The 21,729-nt window shown below is 60.0% G+C and carries 19 protein-coding genes; 6 read left to right on the top strand and 13 right to left on the bottom strand.

What is annotated here, in order from left to right:
- Window positions 1-42: 42 nt before the first annotated feature.
- Window positions 43-918 carry a DMT family transporter gene (locus LOY36_RS02805; RefSeq protein WP_018928463.1) on the bottom strand — a complete coding sequence of 292 codons (876 nt, stop codon included), beginning with the start codon at window positions 916-918 and terminating at the stop codon, window positions 43-45.
- A gap of 98 nt (window positions 919-1,016) precedes the next feature.
- Between LOY36_RS02805 and LOY36_RS02810 the strand changes: the two genes are divergently transcribed.
- The 3 genes from LOY36_RS02810 (at window position 1,017) to LOY36_RS02820 (ending at window position 3,373) form a co-directional block, all read left to right on the top strand.
- Window positions 1,017-1,805: a helix-turn-helix transcriptional regulator gene (locus LOY36_RS02810; protein ID WP_258672220.1), complete on the top strand. Its 789-nt coding sequence runs from the start codon at window positions 1,017-1,019 to the stop codon at window positions 1,803-1,805.
- Between the two features lie 72 nt (window positions 1,806-1,877).
- Entirely contained in the window at window positions 1,878-2,183 is a 306-nt protein-coding gene (locus LOY36_RS02815) for a PsiF family protein (protein ID WP_019650658.1), read from the top strand.
- Window positions 2,184-2,359: 176 nt separating this feature from the next.
- Window positions 2,360-3,373: an AI-2E family transporter gene (locus LOY36_RS02820; RefSeq protein ID WP_258672221.1), complete on the top strand. Its 1,014-nt coding sequence runs from the start codon at window positions 2,360-2,362 to the stop codon at window positions 3,371-3,373.
- 129 nt (window positions 3,374-3,502) lie between these two features.
- Here LOY36_RS02820 and LOY36_RS02825 read toward each other — a convergent pair whose 3' ends face one another.
- The gene (locus LOY36_RS02825; RefSeq protein WP_019650657.1) at window positions 3,503-4,777 is read right to left on the bottom strand and encodes an Hsp70 family protein; all 1,275 of its coding nucleotides are present in this window, start codon (window positions 4,775-4,777) and stop codon (window positions 3,503-3,505) included.
- A 295-nt stretch (window positions 4,778-5,072) separates the two neighbouring features.
- Between LOY36_RS02825 and LOY36_RS02830 the strand changes: the two genes are divergently transcribed.
- Entirely contained in the window at window positions 5,073-6,020 is a 948-nt protein-coding gene (locus tag LOY36_RS02830) for a DnaJ C-terminal domain-containing protein (protein WP_019650656.1), read from the top strand.
- 25 nt (window positions 6,021-6,045) lie between these two features.
- The gene (locus LOY36_RS02835; RefSeq protein WP_019650655.1) at window positions 6,046-6,351 is read left to right on the top strand and encodes a chaperone modulator CbpM; all 306 of its coding nucleotides are present in this window, start codon (window positions 6,046-6,048) and stop codon (window positions 6,349-6,351) included.
- A 178-nt stretch (window positions 6,352-6,529) separates the two neighbouring features.
- On the opposite strand, the gene LOY36_RS02840 is transcribed toward LOY36_RS02835, so the two are convergent.
- A complete protein-coding gene (locus tag LOY36_RS02840; protein ID WP_019650654.1) occupies window positions 6,530-7,657 on the bottom strand; it encodes a sensor histidine kinase KdpD in 1,128 nt (375 codons plus the stop codon).
- 240 nt (window positions 7,658-7,897) lie between these two features.
- Here LOY36_RS02840 and LOY36_RS02845 point away from each other — a divergent pair, with 240 nt between their 5' ends.
- Complete coding sequence (locus tag LOY36_RS02845) at window positions 7,898-12,817, top strand: dermonecrotic toxin domain-containing protein (protein ID WP_258672222.1); 4,920 nt, start codon at window positions 7,898-7,900, stop codon at window positions 12,815-12,817.
- A gap of 67 nt (window positions 12,818-12,884) precedes the next feature.
- On the opposite strand, the gene ureC is transcribed toward LOY36_RS02845, so the two are convergent.
- The 10 genes from ureC to urtB all read right to left on the bottom strand — a co-directional run bounded on the left by ureC (window position 12,885) and on the right by urtB (window position 21,688).
- Entirely contained in the window at window positions 12,885-14,585 is a 1,701-nt protein-coding gene (gene ureC, locus LOY36_RS02850) for an urease subunit alpha (protein ID WP_258672223.1), read from the bottom strand.
- 159 nt (window positions 14,586-14,744) lie between these two features.
- A complete protein-coding gene (locus tag LOY36_RS02855; RefSeq protein ID WP_258672224.1) occupies window positions 14,745-15,053 on the bottom strand; it encodes an urease subunit beta in 309 nt (102 codons plus the stop codon).
- The gene (locus LOY36_RS02860; protein WP_019650650.1) at window positions 15,053-15,586 is read right to left on the bottom strand and encodes a GNAT family N-acetyltransferase; all 534 of its coding nucleotides are present in this window, start codon (window positions 15,584-15,586) and stop codon (window positions 15,053-15,055) included. Before LOY36_RS02860 ends, LOY36_RS02855 begins: the two co-directional genes overlap by 1 nt.
- A 6-nt stretch (window positions 15,587-15,592) precedes the next feature.
- Complete coding sequence (locus LOY36_RS02865) at window positions 15,593-16,126, bottom strand: GNAT family N-acetyltransferase (RefSeq protein WP_258672225.1); 534 nt, start codon at window positions 16,124-16,126, stop codon at window positions 15,593-15,595.
- A 9-nt stretch (window positions 16,127-16,135) separates the two neighbouring features.
- On the bottom strand, window positions 16,136-16,438 hold the full coding sequence (ureA, locus tag LOY36_RS02870) for an urease subunit gamma (protein WP_007937143.1): 303 nt from the start codon (window positions 16,436-16,438) through the stop codon (window positions 16,136-16,138).
- 48 nt (window positions 16,439-16,486) lie between these two features.
- Complete coding sequence (locus tag LOY36_RS02875) at window positions 16,487-17,326, bottom strand: urease accessory protein UreD (protein WP_258672226.1); 840 nt, start codon at window positions 17,324-17,326, stop codon at window positions 16,487-16,489.
- A 31-nt stretch (window positions 17,327-17,357) separates the two neighbouring features.
- On the bottom strand, window positions 17,358-18,056 hold the full coding sequence (urtE, locus tag LOY36_RS02880; RefSeq protein WP_019582243.1) for an urea ABC transporter ATP-binding subunit UrtE: 699 nt from the start codon (window positions 18,054-18,056) through the stop codon (window positions 17,358-17,360).
- A 184-nt stretch (window positions 18,057-18,240) separates the two neighbouring features.
- Complete coding sequence (gene urtD / locus LOY36_RS02885; RefSeq protein WP_018928448.1) at window positions 18,241-19,110, bottom strand: urea ABC transporter ATP-binding protein UrtD; 870 nt, start codon at window positions 19,108-19,110, stop codon at window positions 18,241-18,243.
- Complete coding sequence (gene urtC, locus LOY36_RS02890; RefSeq protein WP_258672227.1) at window positions 19,107-20,186, bottom strand: urea ABC transporter permease subunit UrtC; 1,080 nt, start codon at window positions 20,184-20,186, stop codon at window positions 19,107-19,109. Before urtC ends, urtD begins: the two co-directional genes overlap by 4 nt.
- Complete coding sequence (gene urtB / locus LOY36_RS02895) at window positions 20,186-21,688, bottom strand: urea ABC transporter permease subunit UrtB (protein ID WP_258672228.1); 1,503 nt, start codon at window positions 21,686-21,688, stop codon at window positions 20,186-20,188. The genes urtC and urtB overlap by 1 nt, the downstream gene beginning before the upstream one ends.
- Window positions 21,689-21,729: the final 41 nt, after the last annotated feature.

Consider the following 21,729-nt stretch of genomic DNA (forward strand, 5'->3'; position numbering starts at 1 on the left):
GCCTTGCGCTCGAGCGGGAGCAAGCTCCCTCGTTACAAAGGGTTATGCGCGGCCCAACGTGGTGGTCCAGCGCTCCGACAAAATCACCCCACCCAACGTCAGCACCCCACCCACCAGGTGATACAACGCCAACTGCTCATGCAGCACCACCGCCGCAATCAGCGCGGTGATCAACGGCAGCAGGTTGAAAAACAGCGTGGTCCGGCTCGGGCCCAGGCGCACCACGGCCTGCATCCACGCCAGTGGCGCAAGCATCGAGGCCAGCAGACAGGCGTAAAGCACCAGCGGAATGTTATGCAGGGTCGGACCGATTTTCGGTGAGGCGAGGAACAGCGGAAACAGCACCACCACCGCCACCAGCACCTGCAAATACAGCAACACCAGCGGCGGCAAGCGCAGTTGCCATTTTTTCAGCAAGGTGCTGTAAACCGCATACGCCAGCGTGGCGATCAGCATCATCGCGTCGCCCAGGTTCACCCCGTGCTCCAGCAACGCGCCAAGGCTGCCGGACGACACCACCACCAGAACACCGGCAAACGACAATACCGCACCGGCCAGGGCTCCGGCGGTCAGGCGTTGGCCGAGGCTGACTATCGCCATGGCCAGCGACATCAACGGCATCAGCGACAGAATGATCCCCATGTTGGTGGCCGACGTCAGTGTTGCAGCGAAATAGGCCAGGCTCTGATAAACCGCCATGCCGAGTACGCCGAGGATGAAGATCCTCCCCAGGTTTGGACGTATTACCGGCCAATGGGCGATCACCGGCTTAAGCATGAAAGGCGTGAACAGAATCCCGGCCAGCAGCCAGCGGTAGAAGCCGATTTCGGCGGGGAAGATTGCGCCCACCGCGAGTTTGTTGATCACGGTGTTGCCAGCCCAAATGAAAATGGCCAGCAGGGGATAAGCGTATTGCATCGGGAAAAAGCCAGAACGTTAATGAGGGGCAATTATCCGCCTGTCTGGATACAAGCCTATACTGCGATCCAGACAACCTGCCCCTGATTCCGGACAGCATGAACAGTAAACACATCGACCTGTTGGATTTCAGCGAACTGCCGTCGGCGGTGTATTTCCGCTATGCCGACTTCAACGCCCACGAATACGCTGCGCCTCACCGGCATCCGTGGGGCACGCTGGAGTACGCGGCCCATGGCGTGTTGCACATGGATGTCGACGGCAGCCGCTTCATGTCACCGCCGCAATACGCGGTGTGGGTGCCGCCCGGGACCGAACACAGTTTCTATAGCCATCAGCCGATCAACTATCGCGCGGTCTGCCTCGCGCCGACGTTGTGCCGCAATCTACCGCAACAGGCCTGCACCCTGGCGATCAGCGACATCCTCAAGGCGATCCTGAAAGACTTCGCCGCCCGCGATGTGAAAATTCCCGAGCACGACGCGGATCAGCGTCTGGCTCAAGTGCTGGTGGACCAACTGCAACAGGCGCCAATGCATGAGTGCTATTTGCCCTACGCCAGCAGCCCCGGGTTACTTGGCATTCTGGAAGCCTTGCAGACCGAGCCTGGGGATAACCGGCCGTTGGCGTATTGGGCCGGGCAGATTCACGTCAGCGAACGCACGTTGGCCCGGCAGTTTGTTCGCGAATTGGGCATGAGTTTCGGTGAATGGCGGCAACGGTTGCGGTTTCTGGCGGCGATCGAAGCGCTGGACAGCCATCGCAGCATTCAGGAAATCGCCTTCGACATGGGTTACAGCACTGGCTCGGCGTTTATCGCGATGTTTCAGCGCCAGGCCGGGTGCACGCCGGAACAGTATCGGCGCAGCCACCTTGATAGCAGGTGAACGTGTAACAGGCTTTGTCTACACTCCAGAGCGAGGCCGTACCCATCGGTGCGGTAACAAGGAGAAAACTCCATGAAGATGTTGCGTGCCCCGTTGTTGATGATCGGTCTGCTGCTCTGCTCTCAGGGTTTTGCTGCCACTGCCCAACAGAACAAGATGACCACTTGCAATGCCGACGCTACCGCCAAGAGCCTTAAAGGCGATGAGCGCAAAGCCTTCATGAGCACCTGCCTCAAAGCCGCGCCGGCCGCCGATGTCGCCAAACCCCTGACTCCTCAGCAAGAAAAAATGAAAACCTGCAACGCCGATGCCGCCACCAAGGCCCTCAAGGGCGATGCGCGCAAAGCGTTCATGAGCGAGTGCCTGAAGAAAAAGTAAAAAATCAAAAGATCGTCCGAACGCGGCCCGAGCCTGCGGCAGTTCCTACGCGCCTGTGGGTGCTGCCGCAGGCTGCGAACTTTTCGGGGCGACGCCGCTTGTGGGTCATCCGCTCGCTTCGGCGCCGGAACGCTGGCAGACTGCCAATCCTTTTACGTCGTTCGTTTTGAGGCTGTATGTCAGCGTTTTCTCAGCGTCAGGTCTTGTTGCTCATCAGTTGGGTCATCATTTTTGGCGGTTTGCTGCTGGTGATCCCTCTGCGATTGCTGCCCAGCCTGCTGGCCGGGTTGTTGGTGTTTGAACTGGTCAACATGCTCACGCCGCAATTGCAACGGCTGATCGAAGGCCGCCGCGCGCGCTGGCTGGCGGTGGCGTTACTGGGGACTTTGGTGGTCAGTGTGCTGGCGCTGATCTTTGCCGGTGCGATCAGTTTCCTGCTGCACGAGGCGGAAAACCCCGGTGCTTCCCTCGACAAATTCATGGGTGTGGTCGACCGCGCACGCGGGCAGCTGCCGCCGTTCATCGACGCTTATTTGCCGGCCAGTGCCGCCGAGTTTCGTGTGGCCATCGGCGAGTGGGTTAGCAAGCACCTCAGCGACTTGCAACTGGTGGGCAAGGACGCGGCGCACATGTTCGTGACGCTGCTGATCGGCATGGTGCTGGGGGCGATCATCGCCTTGCAGCGCGTGCCGGACCTGACCAAGCGCAAGCCCTTGGCTGCGGCGCTGTTCGACCGCTTGCATCTGTTGGTCCAGGCGTTTCGCAACATCGTCTTCGCGCAGATCAAGATTTCCCTGCTCAACACCTTTTTCACCGGGATTTTCCTCGCGGTGGTCCTGCCGATGTTCGGGATCAAGCTGCCGCTGACCAAAACCCTGATCGTGCTGACCTTCCTGCTCGGCTTGTTGCCGGTGATCGGCAACCTGATGTCGAACACGTTGATCACCATCGTCGGCTTGTCGCTGTCGATCTGGGTGGCGGTGGCGGCACTGGGGTATCTGATCTTTATCCACAAGCTCGAATACTTCCTCAACGCGCGCATCGTAGGCGGGCAGATCAGTGCCAAGTCGTGGGAGTTGCTGCTGGCGATGCTAGTGTTCGAAGCCGCGTTCGGCCTGCCGGGGGTGGTGGCGGGGCCGATTTATTACGCGTACCTGAAGAGTGAGTTGAAGCAGGTGGGGATGGTTTGATCCTGTGTTGATCTACTGTGGCGAGGGGGCTTGCCCCCGTTGGGTCGCGAAGCGGCCCCCCTTATCTCCAAAAGAAGGGACTGCTGCGCAGTCCAACGGGGGCAAGCCCCCTCGCCACTGGGTTTCAGGTCAATCCATCGGGCCGTAACGCTTGGCCGCCTCGATCGCCAACCCGCTGCCAATGCTGCCGAAGATGTTGCCTTCCACATGCTGCGCGTTCGGCAACATCGCCGAGACGCTGTTGCGCAGCGCCGGAATCCCGCTCGAACCGCCAGTGAAGAACACCGTATCCACCTGATCGACCCGCACATTGGCGTCGTTCAGCAGCTGGGTCACGCTGTTGCGCACCCGCTCCAGCAAATTGTCGATGGCTGATTCGAACAGCGCACGAGTCAGTTCCACACTCAAACCGGACTCGATGCGATCCAGCGGCACATGACGGCTGTCGGCGTGGGTCAGCTGGATCTTGGTCTCTTCCACTTCCATCGCCAGCCAGTGCCCGGCGCGCTGGTCGATCAGCTTGAACAGGCGATCGATGCCGCCGGTGTCTTCGATGTCGTAACGCATGCTGCCCAGGGCCAGGGTCGATTTCTGCGAGTACACCGAGTTGATGGTGTGCCAGGTCGCCAGGTTCATGTGATGGCTGGTGGGCATGTAGGCGCCGCTCTTCATGCGGCTGCCGTAGCCGAACAGCGGCATCAGGCCTTGCAGGCTCAGCTGCTTGTCGAAATCGGTCCCGCCGATGTGCACGCCGCCAGTGGCGAGGATGTCGTCGTGACGGTTGTCGTGCCCGCGTCGCTCAGGGGACAGGCGCACCAGGGAGAAGTCCGACGTACCGCCGCCGATGTCGACGATCAGTACCAGCTCTTCCTTTTCGATGGTCGACTCGTAGTCGAACGCCGCGGCGATCGGCTCGTACTGGAACGAGACGTCCTTGAAGCCGATGGCGCGGGCCACGTCCACCAGGGTGTTCTCGGCTTCCTGGTCGGCCACCTCGTCGTCATCGACGAAAAACACCGGACGGCCCAGCACCACTTCCTCGAACTCCCGACCGGCGGCGGTTTCGGCGCGCTTCTTCAACTGGCCGATGAACAGCCCGAGCAGGTCCTTGAACGGCATCGCCGTGCCGAGGACGCTGGTGTCGTGCTTGATCAGCTTGGAACCCAGCAGGCTCTTGAGCGAGCGCATCAGCCGGCCTTCGTAACCTTCCAGGTACTCGTGCAGCGCCAGCCGGCCGTACACCGGGCGGCGTTCTTCCATATTGAAGAAGACCACCGAGGGCAGGGTTATCTTGTCGTCCTCCAGCGCGATCAGCGTTTCCATGCCGGGGCGCAGCCAGCCGACGGTGGAGTTGGACGTGCCGAAGTCGATACCACAGGCACGGGCTGGAGATGCGTTTTTCATGTCTTTCAAGTTCCGGTTAAAAAACGGCCGCGCAGTGTATGTCAGTGCGGCGCAGATTCGAAGGCCGACTATCTGTTAAATCACATTGATCTGCGCTTGAAAGATGGTCCATCACCCCCAAACTTCCCTGCATAGGTTTGGCAATCCTTGGGCGACAGCAAGAACTGCGCCTGGCTGCCGATAAACTACTGATGCGCTGCCCGGTCACAAATTGAGATTGATCAATTCAAACGCTGTAAACCAGAGCATGCTGTACCGAGCGGCGCGATTTCGATAATGGATGGTGATTCCCTCGATGGACTTCAAAGACTATTACAAGATTCTCGGTGTGGAGCCGACCGCGGACGATAAGGCGATCAAGGCCGCCTATCGAAAGCTGGCGCGCAAATACCACCCCGATGTCAGCAAGGAAAAAGACGCCGAGGCCAAGTTCAAGGACGCGTCCGAAGCCTATGAAGCGCTGAAAAGCGCCGACAAGCGCGCCGAATACGACGACTTGCGCAAATACGGTCACCATGGCCAGCCGTTCCAGGGCCCGCCGGGTTGGCAGAGTCGTGGTGGTTTCGGTGGCGGTGGTCAGGACACGGGCGATTTCTCGGACTTCTTCAGTTCGATCTTCGGCAACCGTGGGCCTGGTTTTGGTGGTGGTGGACAGTCGCGTCGCAGTACCGGGCGTCGAGGGCAAGACGTGGAAATGGAATTACCGGTTTTTCTGGAAGAAACCCTGTCGACCGAATCGAAGAAGGTCAGCTTTCAGGTGCCGCAGTACAACGCTGCCGGCCAGCATGTCAGCAACACCAGCAAAAGCCTGAACGTGAAGATCCCGGCCGGCGTGACCGACGGCGAGCGCATTCGCCTCAAGGGCCAGGGCGCGCCGGGTATCGGTGGCGGGGTCAATGGCGACCTGTACCTGACCATTCGTTTTGCGCCGCACCCCAAATTCGATGTCGAAGGCGAGAACCTGATCATCACCTTGCCGCTGGCGCCGTGGGAACTGGCGCTGGGGACCGAAGTCGCGGTGCCGACCCTGACCGGCAAGATCAACCTCAAGGTGCCGGCCGGCAGCCAGAATGGCCAGCGCATGCGCGCCAAGGGCCACGGCCTGCTGCACAAGGCCGGCCACCGCGGCTACCTGTTCGTGCAGCTCAAGGCGGTGATGCCGAAAAAACTCGACCATGACGTCAAGGCGTTGTGGGAGGAGTTGGCGAAGAAAGCTGCTTTTGATCCGCGAGAGAATTTTTGATTCCGAGATAAGGAGGAGCCCAATCATGAGCGACCCCGTGATCGTTCAATTGGACCTGGCAGAATTCTGCGAGGCGACCGAATTGTCGGACGTGCATGTGATCGAGATCGTTGAACACGGCATCCTCGAACCGCAGGGGGCTGTGCCCAAGGATTGGCGTTTCACCGACTATGAACTGACCTTGGCCAAGCGTGCCGCCAAGCTGCGGCGCGAGCTGGAGCTGGAATGGGAAGGCGTCGCCCTGGCGCTGGACCTGCTTGACGAGGTCCAGCAACTTCGGGCCGAGAACCGCATGCTCAAGCAGCGGTTGGGGCGCTTGGTGATCGAATAGCTGTAAACACTAAACCTGTGGCGAGGGGGCTTGTCGGAACGCCGCACCACCCCGTTGGGTTGCGTAGCGACCCCAAATCCGGTCATCGCGGTTTTTCAGACTGACCGCATGCGTCGATTTTACGACTGCTGCGCAGCCGAACGGGGGCAAGCCCCCTCGCCACAGCGGTCCCAAGGCGTCACACCTTCCTGGGCAACACCACGCTAAACAGCGTGCCCTGCTCGGCGCTGGAACTGACCTCGATCGTCCCTTGATGGGCATCAACCACTTCCTTGACGATGAACAATCCCAGACCAAGGCTGGTGCTCGGCGCGCCGAGTTCTTCGTCGGCACTGCGTACCAACGGATCGAAGATGGTGCCGATTGCCTCGGGTGGAATCGGCGTACCGTCGTTGTGCACGGTGAGGCGAATGTTGTCCGTTTCACCCCTGAGGGTCAGTTTGACCGCGCAGTGGTTCGAACCGTGTTGCAACGCATTGCCGATCAGGTTCTGCAGCATTTGAGCGAGCCTTCGGCCATCCCATACACCCTGGGTATCACCTTCGACGCTCAGTGTCGGATCGCATTGCGGATGAGCCGCGCAGGCTTGGGCAATCGCTTCGCGCGCCGTCTCGGCCAGGTCCATGGGCGCCGGTTCAATCGGCAGGCGCTTGCCCAGGCGACTGCGGACCAGCTCCAGCAAATCGCTGACCATCACCGCCATGTGCCGCGCGCCACGCTGGATATGGATTGCGCACGTCAGCGCATCGCCTTCGAGAGCGGCTTTGCGCAGCAGCATTTCCGTGGACATGCTCACTGCTTGCAGCGGTGCGCGCAGGTCATGGCCGAGGATTGCCAAAAAGATGTCCCGGGAGCGATTGACCTGCTCGGCATAAGCCTCGGTGGATTCGGCCAGGGCTTCGTCGATGGCCTCGTTGAAACGGATCATGTCCTGGAAATAGGCGATTTCGGGGGCGTCCAGGCTGTTGACCCACAGGCGGATCACGCAGGCACGCAAATGGCGAAATTCGCTGGTCATCTGCACCAGGTCGAAACCCACGGTATGGCGCAGCTCGCCATGGCTGGCGCCGGCCTTGTCCAGGCTCGGGGTCTTCTCAGGGCCTTCGCCCTTGGCTTTGGCCTGTTGTTCGCTGGCAGTCTGTGCAGTGGACATGTCTCGCGCGGCAGCCAGCAGAATCGCCTTGGCGTGGTCGCGCAAGGCTGCTTGATCCATGTACTCGGCCGCCGGGGCGATCGTTCTGGCGAACTGTTCCCATTCATCGACGATACGGTCCACGTGTTGCCTGATGAATTCGGATAAGCGCATGGCCGGTACCTGACTGGAAACTCTTGGCATCTTAGCCCCTTTGCCGGCGGGTAAAAACTACCGCTGGCAAGGCGGATCAGGCTTGCGAATTTTGCGGGTGGTATTTATTTATTTTTTAGATTCTCAAGTTGAGTGGTGTTGTTTGTTTTGTCGCTGTTTTCCAACAACTATTTGAGCTTTTGTTTTTGCCGCTATTGAATAAGCTTGGTGTTCTGTTGATCGCATAGGGATACATGCGTAATGAATGAAATATCAGAAGGATCTGTTTCGGACGCTTCTCCAGCTTTCGCTGTCAGCGAAAACATTTATCTGAATTATCTTGCAACCAAAGTTCCGGCGTTAATAAATAAAGCATCGGTATCAAAACTTGTATCAAATGCAATTCAGCCACCCGACTTTCCCGAGTGGTACGTCAAGGCCAGCGCTATCGACCGTCAGTATCTCCAGGAACTCATCAGTGAGCGCTGGCGATTGCAAGACAACCTCGATGACGTCTTGGGGGATTTACAAGAGGACATCAATGCATTCGCTGAACCCTTGCTCATTCAAGCGCTGAAAGAAAAACGGAACCTGGAACTGGATGTCCAGGCAACTACAGTACGGCTTTATATTCCAGCCCCGCTGGGTTTTGGCATCGATACCCAAGCCAGCCGGCTCAGGCAGTCCACCCTGATGGAGGCCGCGCTGCACAACTTCGAGGACGCTGACACCCGTGCAGGCGCCTTTCGCGACGGCTCCGGCATTTTCGTTACCGATGCCGAAGGTGCGCTGAAGCGCCATCCGTTGACCGTCGAAAGTTTTGCGAGCCTTTGTCGAGAGCTGGATCTCGGTGCGCAGTATCAGCGGCACATTACCGGGTTGCTGGACCCGGCCCGGGCTGATGCGAAGGCATCCCTTGAGCAGCACTTCATCGGGACCGAAAAGGCCGCGTTCAGTGAATCGGCATTAATTGCGTACTTGAAGGGCGATGTCACTTCTTATGCATACGGAAAACTAAAGCAACTGCGGGATAACCAGGCAACTGTCTTGATGGGGCATCACCCTTTACAGTCTCATCGCTTGACACTGATGGGTGTGAAGTTGACCGGTATTGTGCTGTTCAGTGCCGTGGCTGATCCAACGCAAATAAAAAAACTTTACGACAATCTGGTCCCGGTACATCAGCGAGCAATGATGGAGTGGTCGCAGCGATTGGCAATTTTGCCTGGGCAAGAGTTTGACCAGTTCAAACTACTCAAGGCATTTTTTGCCAATGGCCCTAGCGGCGTTGTCGAGGAAATGCTGCGAAGGGAAGATGTTTATAAGCAAAGTCGGCTTGAGGGCCCCCTGATTGCCTATGTGCCCGATGACCCTGATCATCCCTTGAAAGAGTACGGCTCCTTCACTGATTTCATGAAGGAGCTGACGAGTCAGCTGCGCTCCTCGGACTATCAACAATTCTTCAGCCGGTTCGTGCCGCAAAAAGACAAGGGCAGGTTTTTCACTCGCATCAGAGAACGCTTTACCACCTTCACCTGGCAACAGCGTGAACCTTTGAACATGGGGCCGTGGTGGCGGGAGACGGCGGTGGAGAATCCCGATGCGGAGCCGATCACCAACGTGATTGACGGTTTGCTTTGGTCTGCGCTCGGTCGATGGCGGCGTGACAAGGCCATCGCGGATGCGCGACACATTGCCGTTCCCACTGACGACGAAGATGCCAACGCCCGTTGGGCGCGACTGAACAGTTACGCGAGTATCGGCTGGAACGTATTCAACTTCGGCGCGATGCTGGTACCGGGTTTGGGAGAAGCCATGCTGGGCATCATGGTCGGGCAAATGGTGCTCGAAACCATGGAGGGCATCGAGGACTGGAGCAAGGGAGACAAGGATGAAGCGGCGGCACTGCTGAGCGGTGTCCTGATCAATGCTGCCCAGCTGGCAATCATGGGGGCAGGGCATGTTCTACCGACGGGCGCGGCGGCAGCGATCAAGCCTTCGACGTTTATCGACCAGTTGAAGCCGGTCGTGCTTGACGACGGCAAGACCCGTTTGTGGAATCCTGACTTGAGCCCTTACGAGCGTCAGGTCGATTTGGCCCCGGATTCAACGCTTAACGAGCGAGGCCTGCATCGGCATGACGGTCAGGAGTTTCTGTCGCGCGACGGCAAATATTTCGCCGTACAAGACGATCCGCAGACGGGTCAATCGCGAATCCAGCATCCCGGCCGGCCGACGGCCTACAAGCCAAAACTCGAGCACAACAATGCCGGTACCTGGCATGCCGAGTTCGACCGTCCCGTTGAATGGACCAAGGCCCAGCTCATGCGACGTTTGGGGACAATCGTCGATGCGTTCGATGATGCGATGCTTGAACACATCCGTATTGCCAGTGGTGTTGAAGAAGCGATATTGCGTCGGCTGCATGTCGAAAACGAAGCGCCGCCAGCGTTGCTGATCGATGAGATCAACCGGTTCAAAACATGGGCGGACACGGGAAAGCTGCCCGCAAATGGCCTGCCACGCTCAAGCAATGTCGGCGCGTTGGTGCTTCAGGACGCCTATGCCCAATTGCCCACCCGCATGGCCGAGGAACTGCTGAGCACAGCTGAACCCGCTGACTTGAAGGCGCTTGCCGAGCACAAGCGCATTGGGTTGCACCTGCGGCAACAGGTGCGAGCCGCTTTGCTGGAGTTGCGTCTGGCGCGTGCCTATGAAGGGCTTTTCCTTGATTCACTGCATGCACTGGACACAGAGAGGCTGGCACTACACACCCTGGAAACCTTGCCGAACTGGCCGGGTGATGTGCGCATCGAAATTCGCGAACATTCGCTGACTGGCCGTCTGCGCGACAGTGTTGGCCCTGAAGACGCGCCGGTGCGCAAAGTGCTGGTCAGCACGGACGAAGGGTATGAGGCGCGCGATGCCGATGATCAGCATCTGCACGGAGCCGATGACCTGTTTTCTTCGGTATTGCATGCCCTGCCTGACGCGGAGCGCAGAGCACTGGGCTATGAGATCAACCAGGGCGCGATGCTCAAACGCACCGTTCAAAATGCACCATTGGCGCGTGACAAGCTACGTCTGATGCTGGTGGAAAATCCTTTGCGCAAGCCCACCTACGATCCCGAGACGATGAAGCTGCGCGGTGGTATGCAAGCTTCTTCAGGCATTCAGCGACTCACCGGGCGACTGACACCACAGGAGCGGGTCAGGAGTGTGCGCCCGGGTTGGACGGAGGCCGAAGCTCAGACTTATCTGGATGCCGGCGGTCAGGGCGGCCACCCAGAGCAGCGAGCAAGTGCACTTGAAGCCGAATTCAATCGCCTCAACGCCAATTTCCAGCGCTGGCTGGATTCGCCGACCGAAGCCTTCAGGTACAGCTCGGCCGGGAGAGCTGAGTGGCACTCCAGAAACACGCTGTACAGAGCCATTCGCCAGTGCTGGCAGCGAACCGGGATCCGCGATCTGGATCCGCATGGCAATCCGCGAGGCTATGTGCTCAACCTCGAAGGCATGCCGCTGGGGCGCCTTCTGCAGACGATGCCGGCCCTGGAAGGCAATTTTGCCCACGTCACCAGACTCCATGTGTCCGGGACCGGGTTTGCCGATGCACAGGTGTCTTTTCTCGATCATTTTCCCCGTTTGTGTTCGCTGGACATGCACGACAACCAGCTCACACAGCTTCCCCGTGCGGTGGGGCGAGCGCGTGGGCTGATGGAGTTAAGCCTCAGGAACAATCGAATCGAGTTGAATGAGCAGTCGATCGCCGGTCTGAGGAATCTTTCCCGTCTGGAAACCCTGGACCTGCAAGGAAACCCGTTGCGGCAGGTTCCGGACATTGGCGGCATGCGCAGATTACATACCGTGCTCCTTGCCGATACCAGTATTGGAACCTGGCCTGACGGGCTGTTTTCCCAGCCGCGGTATCGCCACTTTTACCTGGATTTGCGGCATAACGAGCTGACCTATATTCCCATGGTCAGGCGTGGCTCCGTTGAAGCGGAGCTGTTGGCTCGCACACTATTGAGTCGCGATGAGCGATGGTTGCCGCGTTTCACTCTGCAGACGCTCAGAGAGTACATCCAGTCTGTCGGCATGGACCCTGATCGCCCGTATCCGCCCCGTGGCGTTCGCGACAGTCTGGATTGGGAGGAAGGCCTGACGCGACCCGAATGGGTCGCCAGACAAGAGGTATGGAACAGCGTTGAGGATGAGTTTGGCTCGGAGCCCTTTTTTAATCAGATCAGGAAACTGACCCGATCCGTTCACTTCAAGAACGACAAGGCCTTCCGGACGGATGTGACGAGCAAGCTGTGGCGAATGTTGGAGGCCATGGCCAGGGACAGCGAGCTGCGGCGCAATCTGTTTGTCATGGGCCGCGACGAGGTTGCCCGATGCGTGGATGCCGGTGCGCAGTTGTTCAATGCGATGGGCGTGGAAGTGCTGATCCATGAGGCCTACGCATTGGCTAACCCAAGCCTGGTGGAAGGCGAGTTGGTGGAGCTGGCCAGAGGCAAATCAAGGCTGGACGAGTTGAGCCGGATCGCCCACAAAGTGGTGGCTGAACGATTGGCGAACGGAGAGCAATTCAGAAATGTCGATGCTGAAGGTCAAGTGTCGGGAAGCATCGATGAGGTCGAGGTTCACCTGGCTTACATGACGGATCTGGCGGAGCGACTGGACCTGCCCTGGCAGTCCCGTGATTTGCAATTTCGCACGCACACCGGTGTGACTCCCGAGATGATCGAGAGTGCGTATCGGCGGGTCGTAGAACTGGAAGCCGGCGATTTATTGCGTGATTCGATCATCGAACAGCCGTTCTGGGAAACTTACCTCCAGGGCTCGAATCGAAGCGCCTTCAAGGTCTTCAGGCGCCGAATCGATGCAACGACGGAGTTTTACATGGCGCTTGAAAAGAGAACCTCCGAACCGGACCTTTCGTTGCAGGCAAAGGCCGATCTGAAGCAGGAGCTCAGGGTACTCGCCGCAGAGTTGGGTAAGCCGGAAAGCCAAATTGCCCCGGGACAGGTCATGACTGACGAGGCTTATGCGGCCGAGCTGAACCTGATCGATATCGAGATGAAAACGCTGCTTAAAACCCTGACCCAACAGGCGATGGATCGGGCGAAACTGCAAAGGGTGGACATCGCCTTTATGAACGCACCAGCAACGGATTGACCTGAGAAACAGCTAACCCGGCACGAAGAATGACACCCCTCGCGCCGGGTTTATGCCTGACCGAATCTCAAAACAGGAAGTAACGCTGAGCCATCGGCAACACATCCGCTGGCTCGCACCAGAGCAAGACACCGTCGGCCTTGACCTGATAAGTCTGCGGGTCAACGTCAATGTTCGGCAGATAATCGTTGTGAATCAAATCGGTTTTCTGCACATCGCGGCAGCCTTTGACCACGGCGATTTTCTTCTTCAGGCCCAGGGCTTCAGGCAAACCGGCTTCCTGTGCCGCCTGGCTGATAAACGTCAGGCTGGTGGCGTGCAACGAGCCGCCGTAACTGGCGAACATCGGGCGGTAGTGCACCGGTTGCGGCGTTGGAATAGACGCGTTGGCGTCGCCCATCAGGCTGGCCGCAATGGCACCGCCCTTGAGGATCAACGTCGGCTTTACCCCGAAAAATGCCGGGCGCCAGAGCACCAGATCCGCCCACTTGCCGACTTCGATCGAGCCCACTTCATGGCTGATGCCGTGGGTGATCGCCGGGTTGATCGTGTACTTGGCGATGTAGCGTTTGGCGCGGAAGTTGTCGTTGCCTTCACCGTCCAGGGGTAGCGGACCGCGCTGTTTTTTCATTTTGTCGGCAGTCTGCCAGGTGCGCGTGATGACTTCGCCGACGCGACCCATGGCCTGGCTATCGGAGCTGATCATCGAGAAGGCGCCGAGGTCATGCAGGATGTCTTCTGCGGCAATCGTCTCGCGGCGTATGCGGCTTTCGGCGAAAGCCACGTCTTCAGCAATGCTCGGGTCCAGGTGGTGGCAGACCATCAACATGTCGAGGTGTTCGTCGATGGTGTTGCGGGTGAACGGCCGGGTCGGGTTGGTCGAGCTCGGCAGCACGTTGGCGAAACCGCAGGCCTTGATGATGTCCGGCGCATGTCCTCCACCGGCACCTTCGGTGTGATAGGTGTGGATGGTGCGGCCCTTGAAGGCGGCGAGGGTGGTTTCGACGAAGCCGGACTCGTTGAGGGTGTCGGTGTGAATCGCCACCTGCACATCGTACTGGTCAGCCACGGTCAGGCAATTGTCGATGCTCGCCGGGGTGGTGCCCCAGTCTTCGTGCAGCTTGAGGCCGATGGCGCCGGCCTTGACCTGCTCGATCAGAGGTTCCGGCAGGCTGGCGTTGCCCTTGCCGGTGAGGCCGATGTTCATCGGGAACGCATCGGCGGCCTGGAGCATGCGCGCCAGGTGCCACGGCCCTGAAGTGCAGGTGGTGGCGTTGGTGCCGGTGGCAGGTCCCGTGCCGCCACCGATCATGGTGGTGACGCCGCTCATCAGCGCTTCTTCGATCTGCTGCGGGCAGATGAAGTGGATGTGGGTGTCGATGCCGCCGGCGGTGAGGATCATGCCTTCACCGGCAATCACTTCGGTGCTGGCGCCGACCGCGATGGTGACGTTGGGCTGGATGTCCGGGTTGCCGGCCTTGCCGATGGCCGCGATGCGTCCGTCCTTGAGGCCGACGTCGGCTTTGACGATGCCCCAGTGGTCGATGATCAGCGCGTTGGTGATCAGGGTGTCGACGACATCGCGTGCCAATAATTGGCTTTGGCCCTGGCCGTCGCGAATGACTTTGCCGCCGCCGAATTTCACCTCTTCGCCGTAGGTGGTGAAGTCCTGTTCCACTTCGATCCACAGTTCGGTGTCGGCCAGGCGGACCTTGTCACCGACGGTGGGGCCGAACATGTCGGCGTAGGCTTGTCTTGAGATTTTCATGCGCTTGCCTTGGGATTCAATTGGGTTTTAGACCGCTCGCGTCGCTCGCTATCGCAGCCTCGCTCCGCTCGACAGCTCCTACAGGGGATCGTGTTCCCCCGTCTATCGCGTTTTTCTGTAGGAGCTGTCGAGCGAAGCGAGGCTGCGATCTTTTGATCTTTAATCGAGGTCGCCCATGATCCTGCCGGCAAACCCGAACACCCGGCGATACCCGGCCAAGTCCACCAGCTCGACCTCGCGGCTCTGCCCCGGTTCGAAGCGCACGGCGGTGCCGGCGGGGATGTTCAGGCGCATGCCACGGCTGGCGGCGCGGTCGAAGGTCAGCGCGTCGTTGGTTTCGAAGAAGTGATAATGCGAGCCGACCTGGATCGGCCGGTCGCCGCTGTTGGCCACCTTCAGGCTGACAGTGCGTCGGCCCGCGTTAAGCTCGATGTCGCCGGGCTGGATCTGGTACTCACCGGGAATCATCACTGGGCTCCTTGGAGAATCTTGTAGTAGAGGGCGGTCGGTTTGTAGCGCCCGTTCGGGTCACAGGCGTAGTCCGGAATTTCGCCGGCACGGGTGTAACCCATGGCCTTGTAGAAGTCTTCGGCGGGGGAGCCGGCCTCGGTGTCGAGGTAGAGCATGCCGCGCTTGTGCTGGCGGGCCGTAAGCTCAAGGGCATTCATCAACTGCTGGCCCAGGCCGCGACGACGGGCGTGTTCACGCACCAGCAGTTTCTGCACTTCGGCGCGATTCAGTCCATTGGCTTTCTGGCACAGGTTCAGTTGCACGCTGGCCTGTACCTGTTCGTCCTTGACCACCACCCACAGCAGCACGTTGCCTTTGTTCAGATTGTCCTGGACTTCATCGAAATGGGCTCGGGCCTGGGTGGCGTCCAGATCCGCCATGAACCCGACGCTGGCGCCATAGCCGACGGCGTCGAGCAGCAGATCAATCAATCCCTGACGATAGTGCGCAAAGCTTTCAACGTTGACGCGTCGCAGTTGGGCGGCGTTCATGGGGCATCACTCCTTGTGGGAACCGGGTGGCATTGCGCCGGGGTCGAGGATCAGTTGCATGAAGGTCAGGTCCAGCCAGCGGCCGAACTTGGTACCCACCTGCGGCATTTGGCCGGTGACGACAAAACCGGCCCGATCGTGCAGCCGGATCGAGGCGCCGTTACCGCTTTCGATGGCGGCGACCATCACGTGTTTGTTGCAGCCTTTGGCGCGCTCGATCAGCGCTGCCATCAGTTGCGGGCCGAGGCCATTGCCACGCTGGTCGTTGCGCACGTACACCGAGTGCTCGACTGTGTGGCGGAACCCGTCGAAGGGCCGCCAGTCACCGAATGAAGCGTAGCCGAGTACGTTGTCGTCGCCGTCGACGATCACCAGAATCGGATAGCCCTGGGCTTGCCGCGCGCTGAACCAGGCCTGGCGGTTGCCCAGGTCTACGGCTTGTTCGTTCCAGATCGCCGTGGTGTTGAGCACGGCATCGTTGTAGATGTCGCGGATCGCCGGCAGATCGGCGTGCAGCGCATCGCGGATGTGGTAAGTCATGGCGCGGCCTCAGGCGATCGGTTGGTGAACGGTGACCAGTTTGGTGCCGTCGGGAAACGTCGCTTCGACCTGGATCTCCGGGATCATTTCCGGGATGCCTTCCATCACTTGTTCGCGGCTGAGCAGGGTGGTGCCGTAGTGCATCAGCTCGGCCACGGTCTGGCCGTCACGCGCGCCTTCGAGCAGCGCCGCGGAAATGTAGGCCATGGCCTCCGGGTAATTGAGTTTCACGCCGCGAGCCAAACGCCGCTCGGCCACGAGGCCGGCGGTGAAGATCAGCAGCTTGTCTTTTTCGCGTGGGGTCAGGTCCATCGTAGAAATCCATAATCGGCAGTTAAAAAGTCTTCTGTAGGAGCGTATTCAGGTGGCCCATATTCTGGGCGGAACGGCTTCGCGGCCGAGCAACGCCGGCCGGAGCAATCGCCATAAATCAATCAGCCAGCCCCGTGCCAACAGCGCCTCGCTGGCCAGGCATCGGGCGACCAAAAGCCCTGGCAGCTGTGTCAGATCCCCGCGCACCTCATTGGGCAGCGAGCGGCACTTCTCCAGCAATTCACTATCAATCTCTCCGGTCACCAGCAACGTCGCAAACACCGGTTGCCCATCCAGCCCGATCGGCGAGTCCAGCAAGCCGTCATCCCCGGTAATGCGCTGGCGTTCGTGCCAGAGCAACTGGCCGTCGCGGCGGATATCCAGGTGGGCCTGGAAGTGCCCGAGGTCGAAGCGCTCGCCACTGGCCGGACGCCCCAGCGCTACCACGTCCCAGTAGAACAACCGGGCATCGCCCTCAAGATCAATGCTCGTGCTGAGTTCAGCCTGAGCGGCGCTGAAGATAATCGTCTCTTGTGGCAGCCACTCCAACGTCGCACCGGCGCCAACGCGCAATTCGAGTTTCTGATAAGCCGGCCCGGCCGCGCGATACCACTTGGCGGCGCCAGGGCTGGTGATTTGCGCCCAGGCGTGCGTACCGACGCTGGCCGATATATCCAGCCGATCACCGCCGGCAATCCCGCCCGGCGGGTGGACGATGATGTGCTGACAGACCTCGGGGCCTTCGGCATACAAGTGCTTCTGCACCCGCAGCGGGCCTTGATGACGGCGCTGCACCGGGCGGGTGCTGGTGCCGAAACGGGCGTAGCCCAGCTCCAGCTCGGCATGCCAGCTCGGGGTAAACAGCGCAGTGGGGAGAGGTAAATTCATATCGTCTAATTTATCGTCAGAAGGCTGCAGGTTAGATCGTAACCAGTCCACGCACACCTTCGGCTTCCATATTTTCGCCACGACCCTGCTGCACGATCTCGCCCCGGGACATCACCAGGTATTGATCGGCCAGCTCGGCGGCGAAATCGTAGAACTGCTCCACCAGCAAAATCGCCATGTCGCCACGGGCCGCGAGCTTTTTGATCACTGCGCCGATTTCCTTGATCACCGACGGCTGGATGCCTTCGGTGGGCTCATCGAGAATCAGCAGCCGTGGACGACTGGCCAGTGCCCTGCCGATCGCCAGTTGCTGTTGCTGACCGCCGGACAAGTCACCGCCACGCCGTTGCTTCATTTGCAGCAGCACCGGGAAAAGCTCGTAGATGAACGCCGGGACTTCCTTGGCCTCGGAGCCAGGAAACCGCGACAGGCCCATCAGCAGGTTTTCTTCCACGGTCAGCCGGCCGAAGATTTCCCGGCCCTGAGGCACGTAGGCGATCCCGGCGTGAACCCGTTGGTGCGGCTTGAACGTGGTGATCGGTTTACCTTCCCAGTTCACCGCGCCCTCCTTGGCCGGCAGCAAACCCATCAGGCATTTGAGCAAGGTGGTCTTGCCCACGCCGTTGCGCCCGAGCAGGCAGGTGACTTCGCCGACCTTCACCTCAAACGTCAGGCCCCGCAGGATGTGGCTACCGCCGTAGTACTGGTGCAGCTTGTCGACTTGCAGCATGTTCAAGATTCCTTCTGTTCCACCCGATCCCGGGCTTTACCTGCACCGCCCCACCCTTGACCCACCCTTGTAGGAGCTGTCGAGCGGAGCGAGGCTGCGATCTTTTGATCTTCATCGGGCGCGACATGCAAAGATCAAAAGATCGCAGCCTCGTTTCACTCGACAGCTCCTACGCAGGGAGCAGCTAGCGACCGAGATACACCTCGATCACCCGCTCATTGTCCTGCACCTGCTCCAGCGACCCTTCGGCCAGCACGCTGCCCTGGTGCAACACGGTGACGTGGTCGGCGATCGAGCCGACGAAGCCCATGTCGTGTTCCACCACCATCAGCGAATGCTTGCCGGCCAGGCGCTTGAACAGCTCGGCGGTGAATTCGGTTTCGGCGTCGGTCATGCCCGCCACCGGCTCGTCGAGCAGCAGCAGTTGCGGGTCTTGCATCAGCAGCATGCCGATTTCCAGAAACTGCTTCTGCCCGTGAGACAACAACCCTGCCGGGCGATTGACCGAACTGGTCAGGCGAATGGTTTCCAGCACCTCACTGATGCGATCTTTTTGTTCACCACTCAGGCGAGCCCGCAAGCTGGCCCACACCGACTTGTCGGTTTTCTGCGCCAGCTCCAGGTTTTCGAACACGCTCAGGGCTTCGAACACGGTTGGCTTCTGGAACTTGCGACCGATACCGGCCTGGGCGATTTGCACTTCGCTCATCTGCGTCAGGTCCAGGGTTTCACCGAACCAGGCCTTGCCGTGACTGGGGCGGGTCTTGCCGGTGATCACGTCCATCAGCGTGGTTTTGCCCGCGCCGTTGGGGCCGATGATGCAGCGCAATTCGCCGACGCCGATGTACAGGTTCAGATTATTGAGCGCCTTGAAACCATCGAAACTGACGCTGATGTCTTCCAGGGTCAGTATGGTGCCGTGGCGCGTATTAAGGCCGGGGCCGACGCGTTGGCCGAGGCCGATGGCATCGCGGCTGCTGCCAGCGTCCTTGTTGGGCTGCGGTGGAAAAAAGGCCGGTTCGAGCATGAATTCCGCAGTCGCTGTGATTCTCATGATTCACCCCTTTTCTTCAGCAGACCGATCACACCCTTAGGCAGATACAACGTCACGACGATGAACAGCGCGCCGAGGAAGAACAGCCAGTATTCCGGAAACGCCACGGTGAACCAGCTCTTCATCCCGTTGACCACACCGGCACCCAGCAGCGGGCCGATCAGCGTGCCGCGCCCCCCCAAGGCAACCCAGACCGCCGCTTCGATCGAGTTGGTCGGCGACATTTCGCTCGGGTTGATGATCCCGACTTGCGGCACATACAGCGCCCCCGCCAGGCCACACAACACCGCACTCAACACCCAGACAAACAGCTTGAAGCCGCGCGGGTCGTAGCCGCAAAACATCAGGCGGTTCTCGGCATCGCGCAACGCGGTCAGCACCCGGCCGAACTTGCTTTGCGCCAGCCGCCAGCCGATGAACAGGCTCGCCACCAGCAACAGTACCGTGGCGAAAAACAACACCGCGCGAGTCCCAGGTTCCGTGATGCCAAACCCGAGAATGCTGCGGAAATTGGTGAAGCCATTGTTGCCGCCAAACCCGGTTTCGTTGCGGAAAAACAGCAGCATCCCGGCGAAGGTCAGGGCCTGGGTCATGATCGAGAAATACACGCCCTTGATCCGCGAGCGGAAGGCGAAGAAACCGAACACCAGCGCCAGCAATCCCGGCGCTAATACCACCAGGCACATGGCCCAGAGGAAGCTGCTGGTGCCGGTCCAGTACCACGGCAATTCGGTCCACGACAGGAACGTCATGAACGCCGGCAAGCCGTCACCCGAGGCTTGGCGCATCAGGTACATGCCCATGGCATAACCGCCGAGGGCGAAGAACAGACCGTGACCGAGGGACAGGAGGCCGGCGTAACCCCAGACCAGATCGAGGGCGAGGGCGACGATGGCGTAGCAAAGAATCTTGCCCACCAGTGTCAGCGTGTAGGCCGAGACGTGAAGCGCGCTATCGGGCGATAACAACGACAGCAATGGCAACGCCAGTAGCAAAACGAGAATCACCGTGCCAACAGTGATGGTGACTTTGGGGCCGGCTTTTTTTGTCGCGGTAACGAGCAGAGGCTGGTTCATCAGTCGATCACCCGTCCTTTCAGTGCGAAGAGGCCTTGCGGACGTTTCTGGATGAACAGAATGATCAGCGCGAGGATCAGGATCTTGCCCAGCACCGCACCGATCTGCGGTTCGAGAATCTTGTTGGCGATGCCTAAGCCGAATGCGGCCAGCACGCTACCGGCCAATTGACCGACACCGCCGAGCACCACCACCAGGAACGAATCGATGATGTAGCTCTGGCCGAGGTCCGGGCCGACGTTGCCGATCTGGCTGAGCGCCACGCCACCGAGCCCGGCGATGCCCGAGCCTAAACCGAAGGCGAGCATGTCGACGCGCCCGGTGGGCACGCCGCAGCAGGCGGCCATGTTGCGGTTTTGGGTGACGGCACGCACGTTCAAGCCGAGGCGCGTCTTGTTCAACAGCAGCCAGGTCAGCACCACCACAAACAAGGCAAACGCGATGATCACGATACGGTTGTACGGCAGCACCAGATTGGGCAGCACCTGAATCCCGCCCGACAACCACGCCGGGTTGGCCACTTCGACGTTCTGCGCGCCGAACACCAGCCGCACCAACTGGATCAGCATCAGGCTGATGCCCCACGTCGCGAGCAGCGTTTCCAGCGGGCGACCGTAGAGGTGACGAATCACCGTGCGCTCCAGCGCCATGCCGATGGCGGCGGTGACGAAAAACGCCACCGGCAGCGCAATCAGCGGATAGAACTCGATGGCTTGTGGGGCGAAGCGCTGGAACATCAACTGCACCACGTACGTCGAGTACGCGCCGAGCATCAGCATCTCGCCGTGGGCCATGTTGATCACCCCGAGCAGGCCGAAGGTGATCGCCAATCCGAGGGCCGCCAACAGCAGAATCGAACCGAGGGACATGCCACTGAAGGCCTGGCCGAGCATCTCGCCGATCAGCAGTTTGCGTTTGACCTGGGCCAGGCTGGTTTCGGCGGCGGTGTGCACACTGGCGTCGGCTTCGACGCCGGGTTCGAGCAAGCCTTCGAGGCGGGTGCGGGCCAGCGGGTCGCCGGTTTCGCCGAGCAAACGCACGGCGGCGAGGCGCACGGCGGGGTCACTGTCGACCAGTTGCAGATTGGCCAAGGCCAGGCTCAGGGCGGCGTGAACGGTTTCGTCTTGTTCGCTGGTCAGCTGTTGGTCGAGGAATTTCAGTTGCGCCGGTTTGGCGCTTTTCTGCAATTGCTGCGCGGCGGCCAGACGGATTTTGGCGTCGGCGGCGAGCAATTGGTGGCTGGCCAAAGCGGTGTCGATCAGACCCCGCAGGCGATTGTTCAGGCGCAGGGTTTTCGGTTGGCCATCGATGGTCAGTTCGCCTTGTTGCAGGGCGTTGATCAGTTCGATACGGGCCGGATCGGGCTGCGCGGCCCAGGTTTCCAGAAGCTTGGCTTGCTGCACGGGATTGGCCGCGACGAAGTCTTCGGCGTCGCCGGCGTGGACGGCCATCGGCAGTAACAGAGCGATGGCGAGGATCAAGCGGTAAAAGGCAATGGGCATGTCAGTGTCCTTGCGCGGACTAAGTGTGGGAGCAAATTTTG

Origin of the sequence: Pseudomonas sp. B21-019 (genome assembly GCF_024749225.1) — a bacterium.
In the GTDB taxonomy this organism is placed as follows: domain Bacteria; phylum Pseudomonadota; class Gammaproteobacteria; order Pseudomonadales; family Pseudomonadaceae; genus Aquipseudomonas.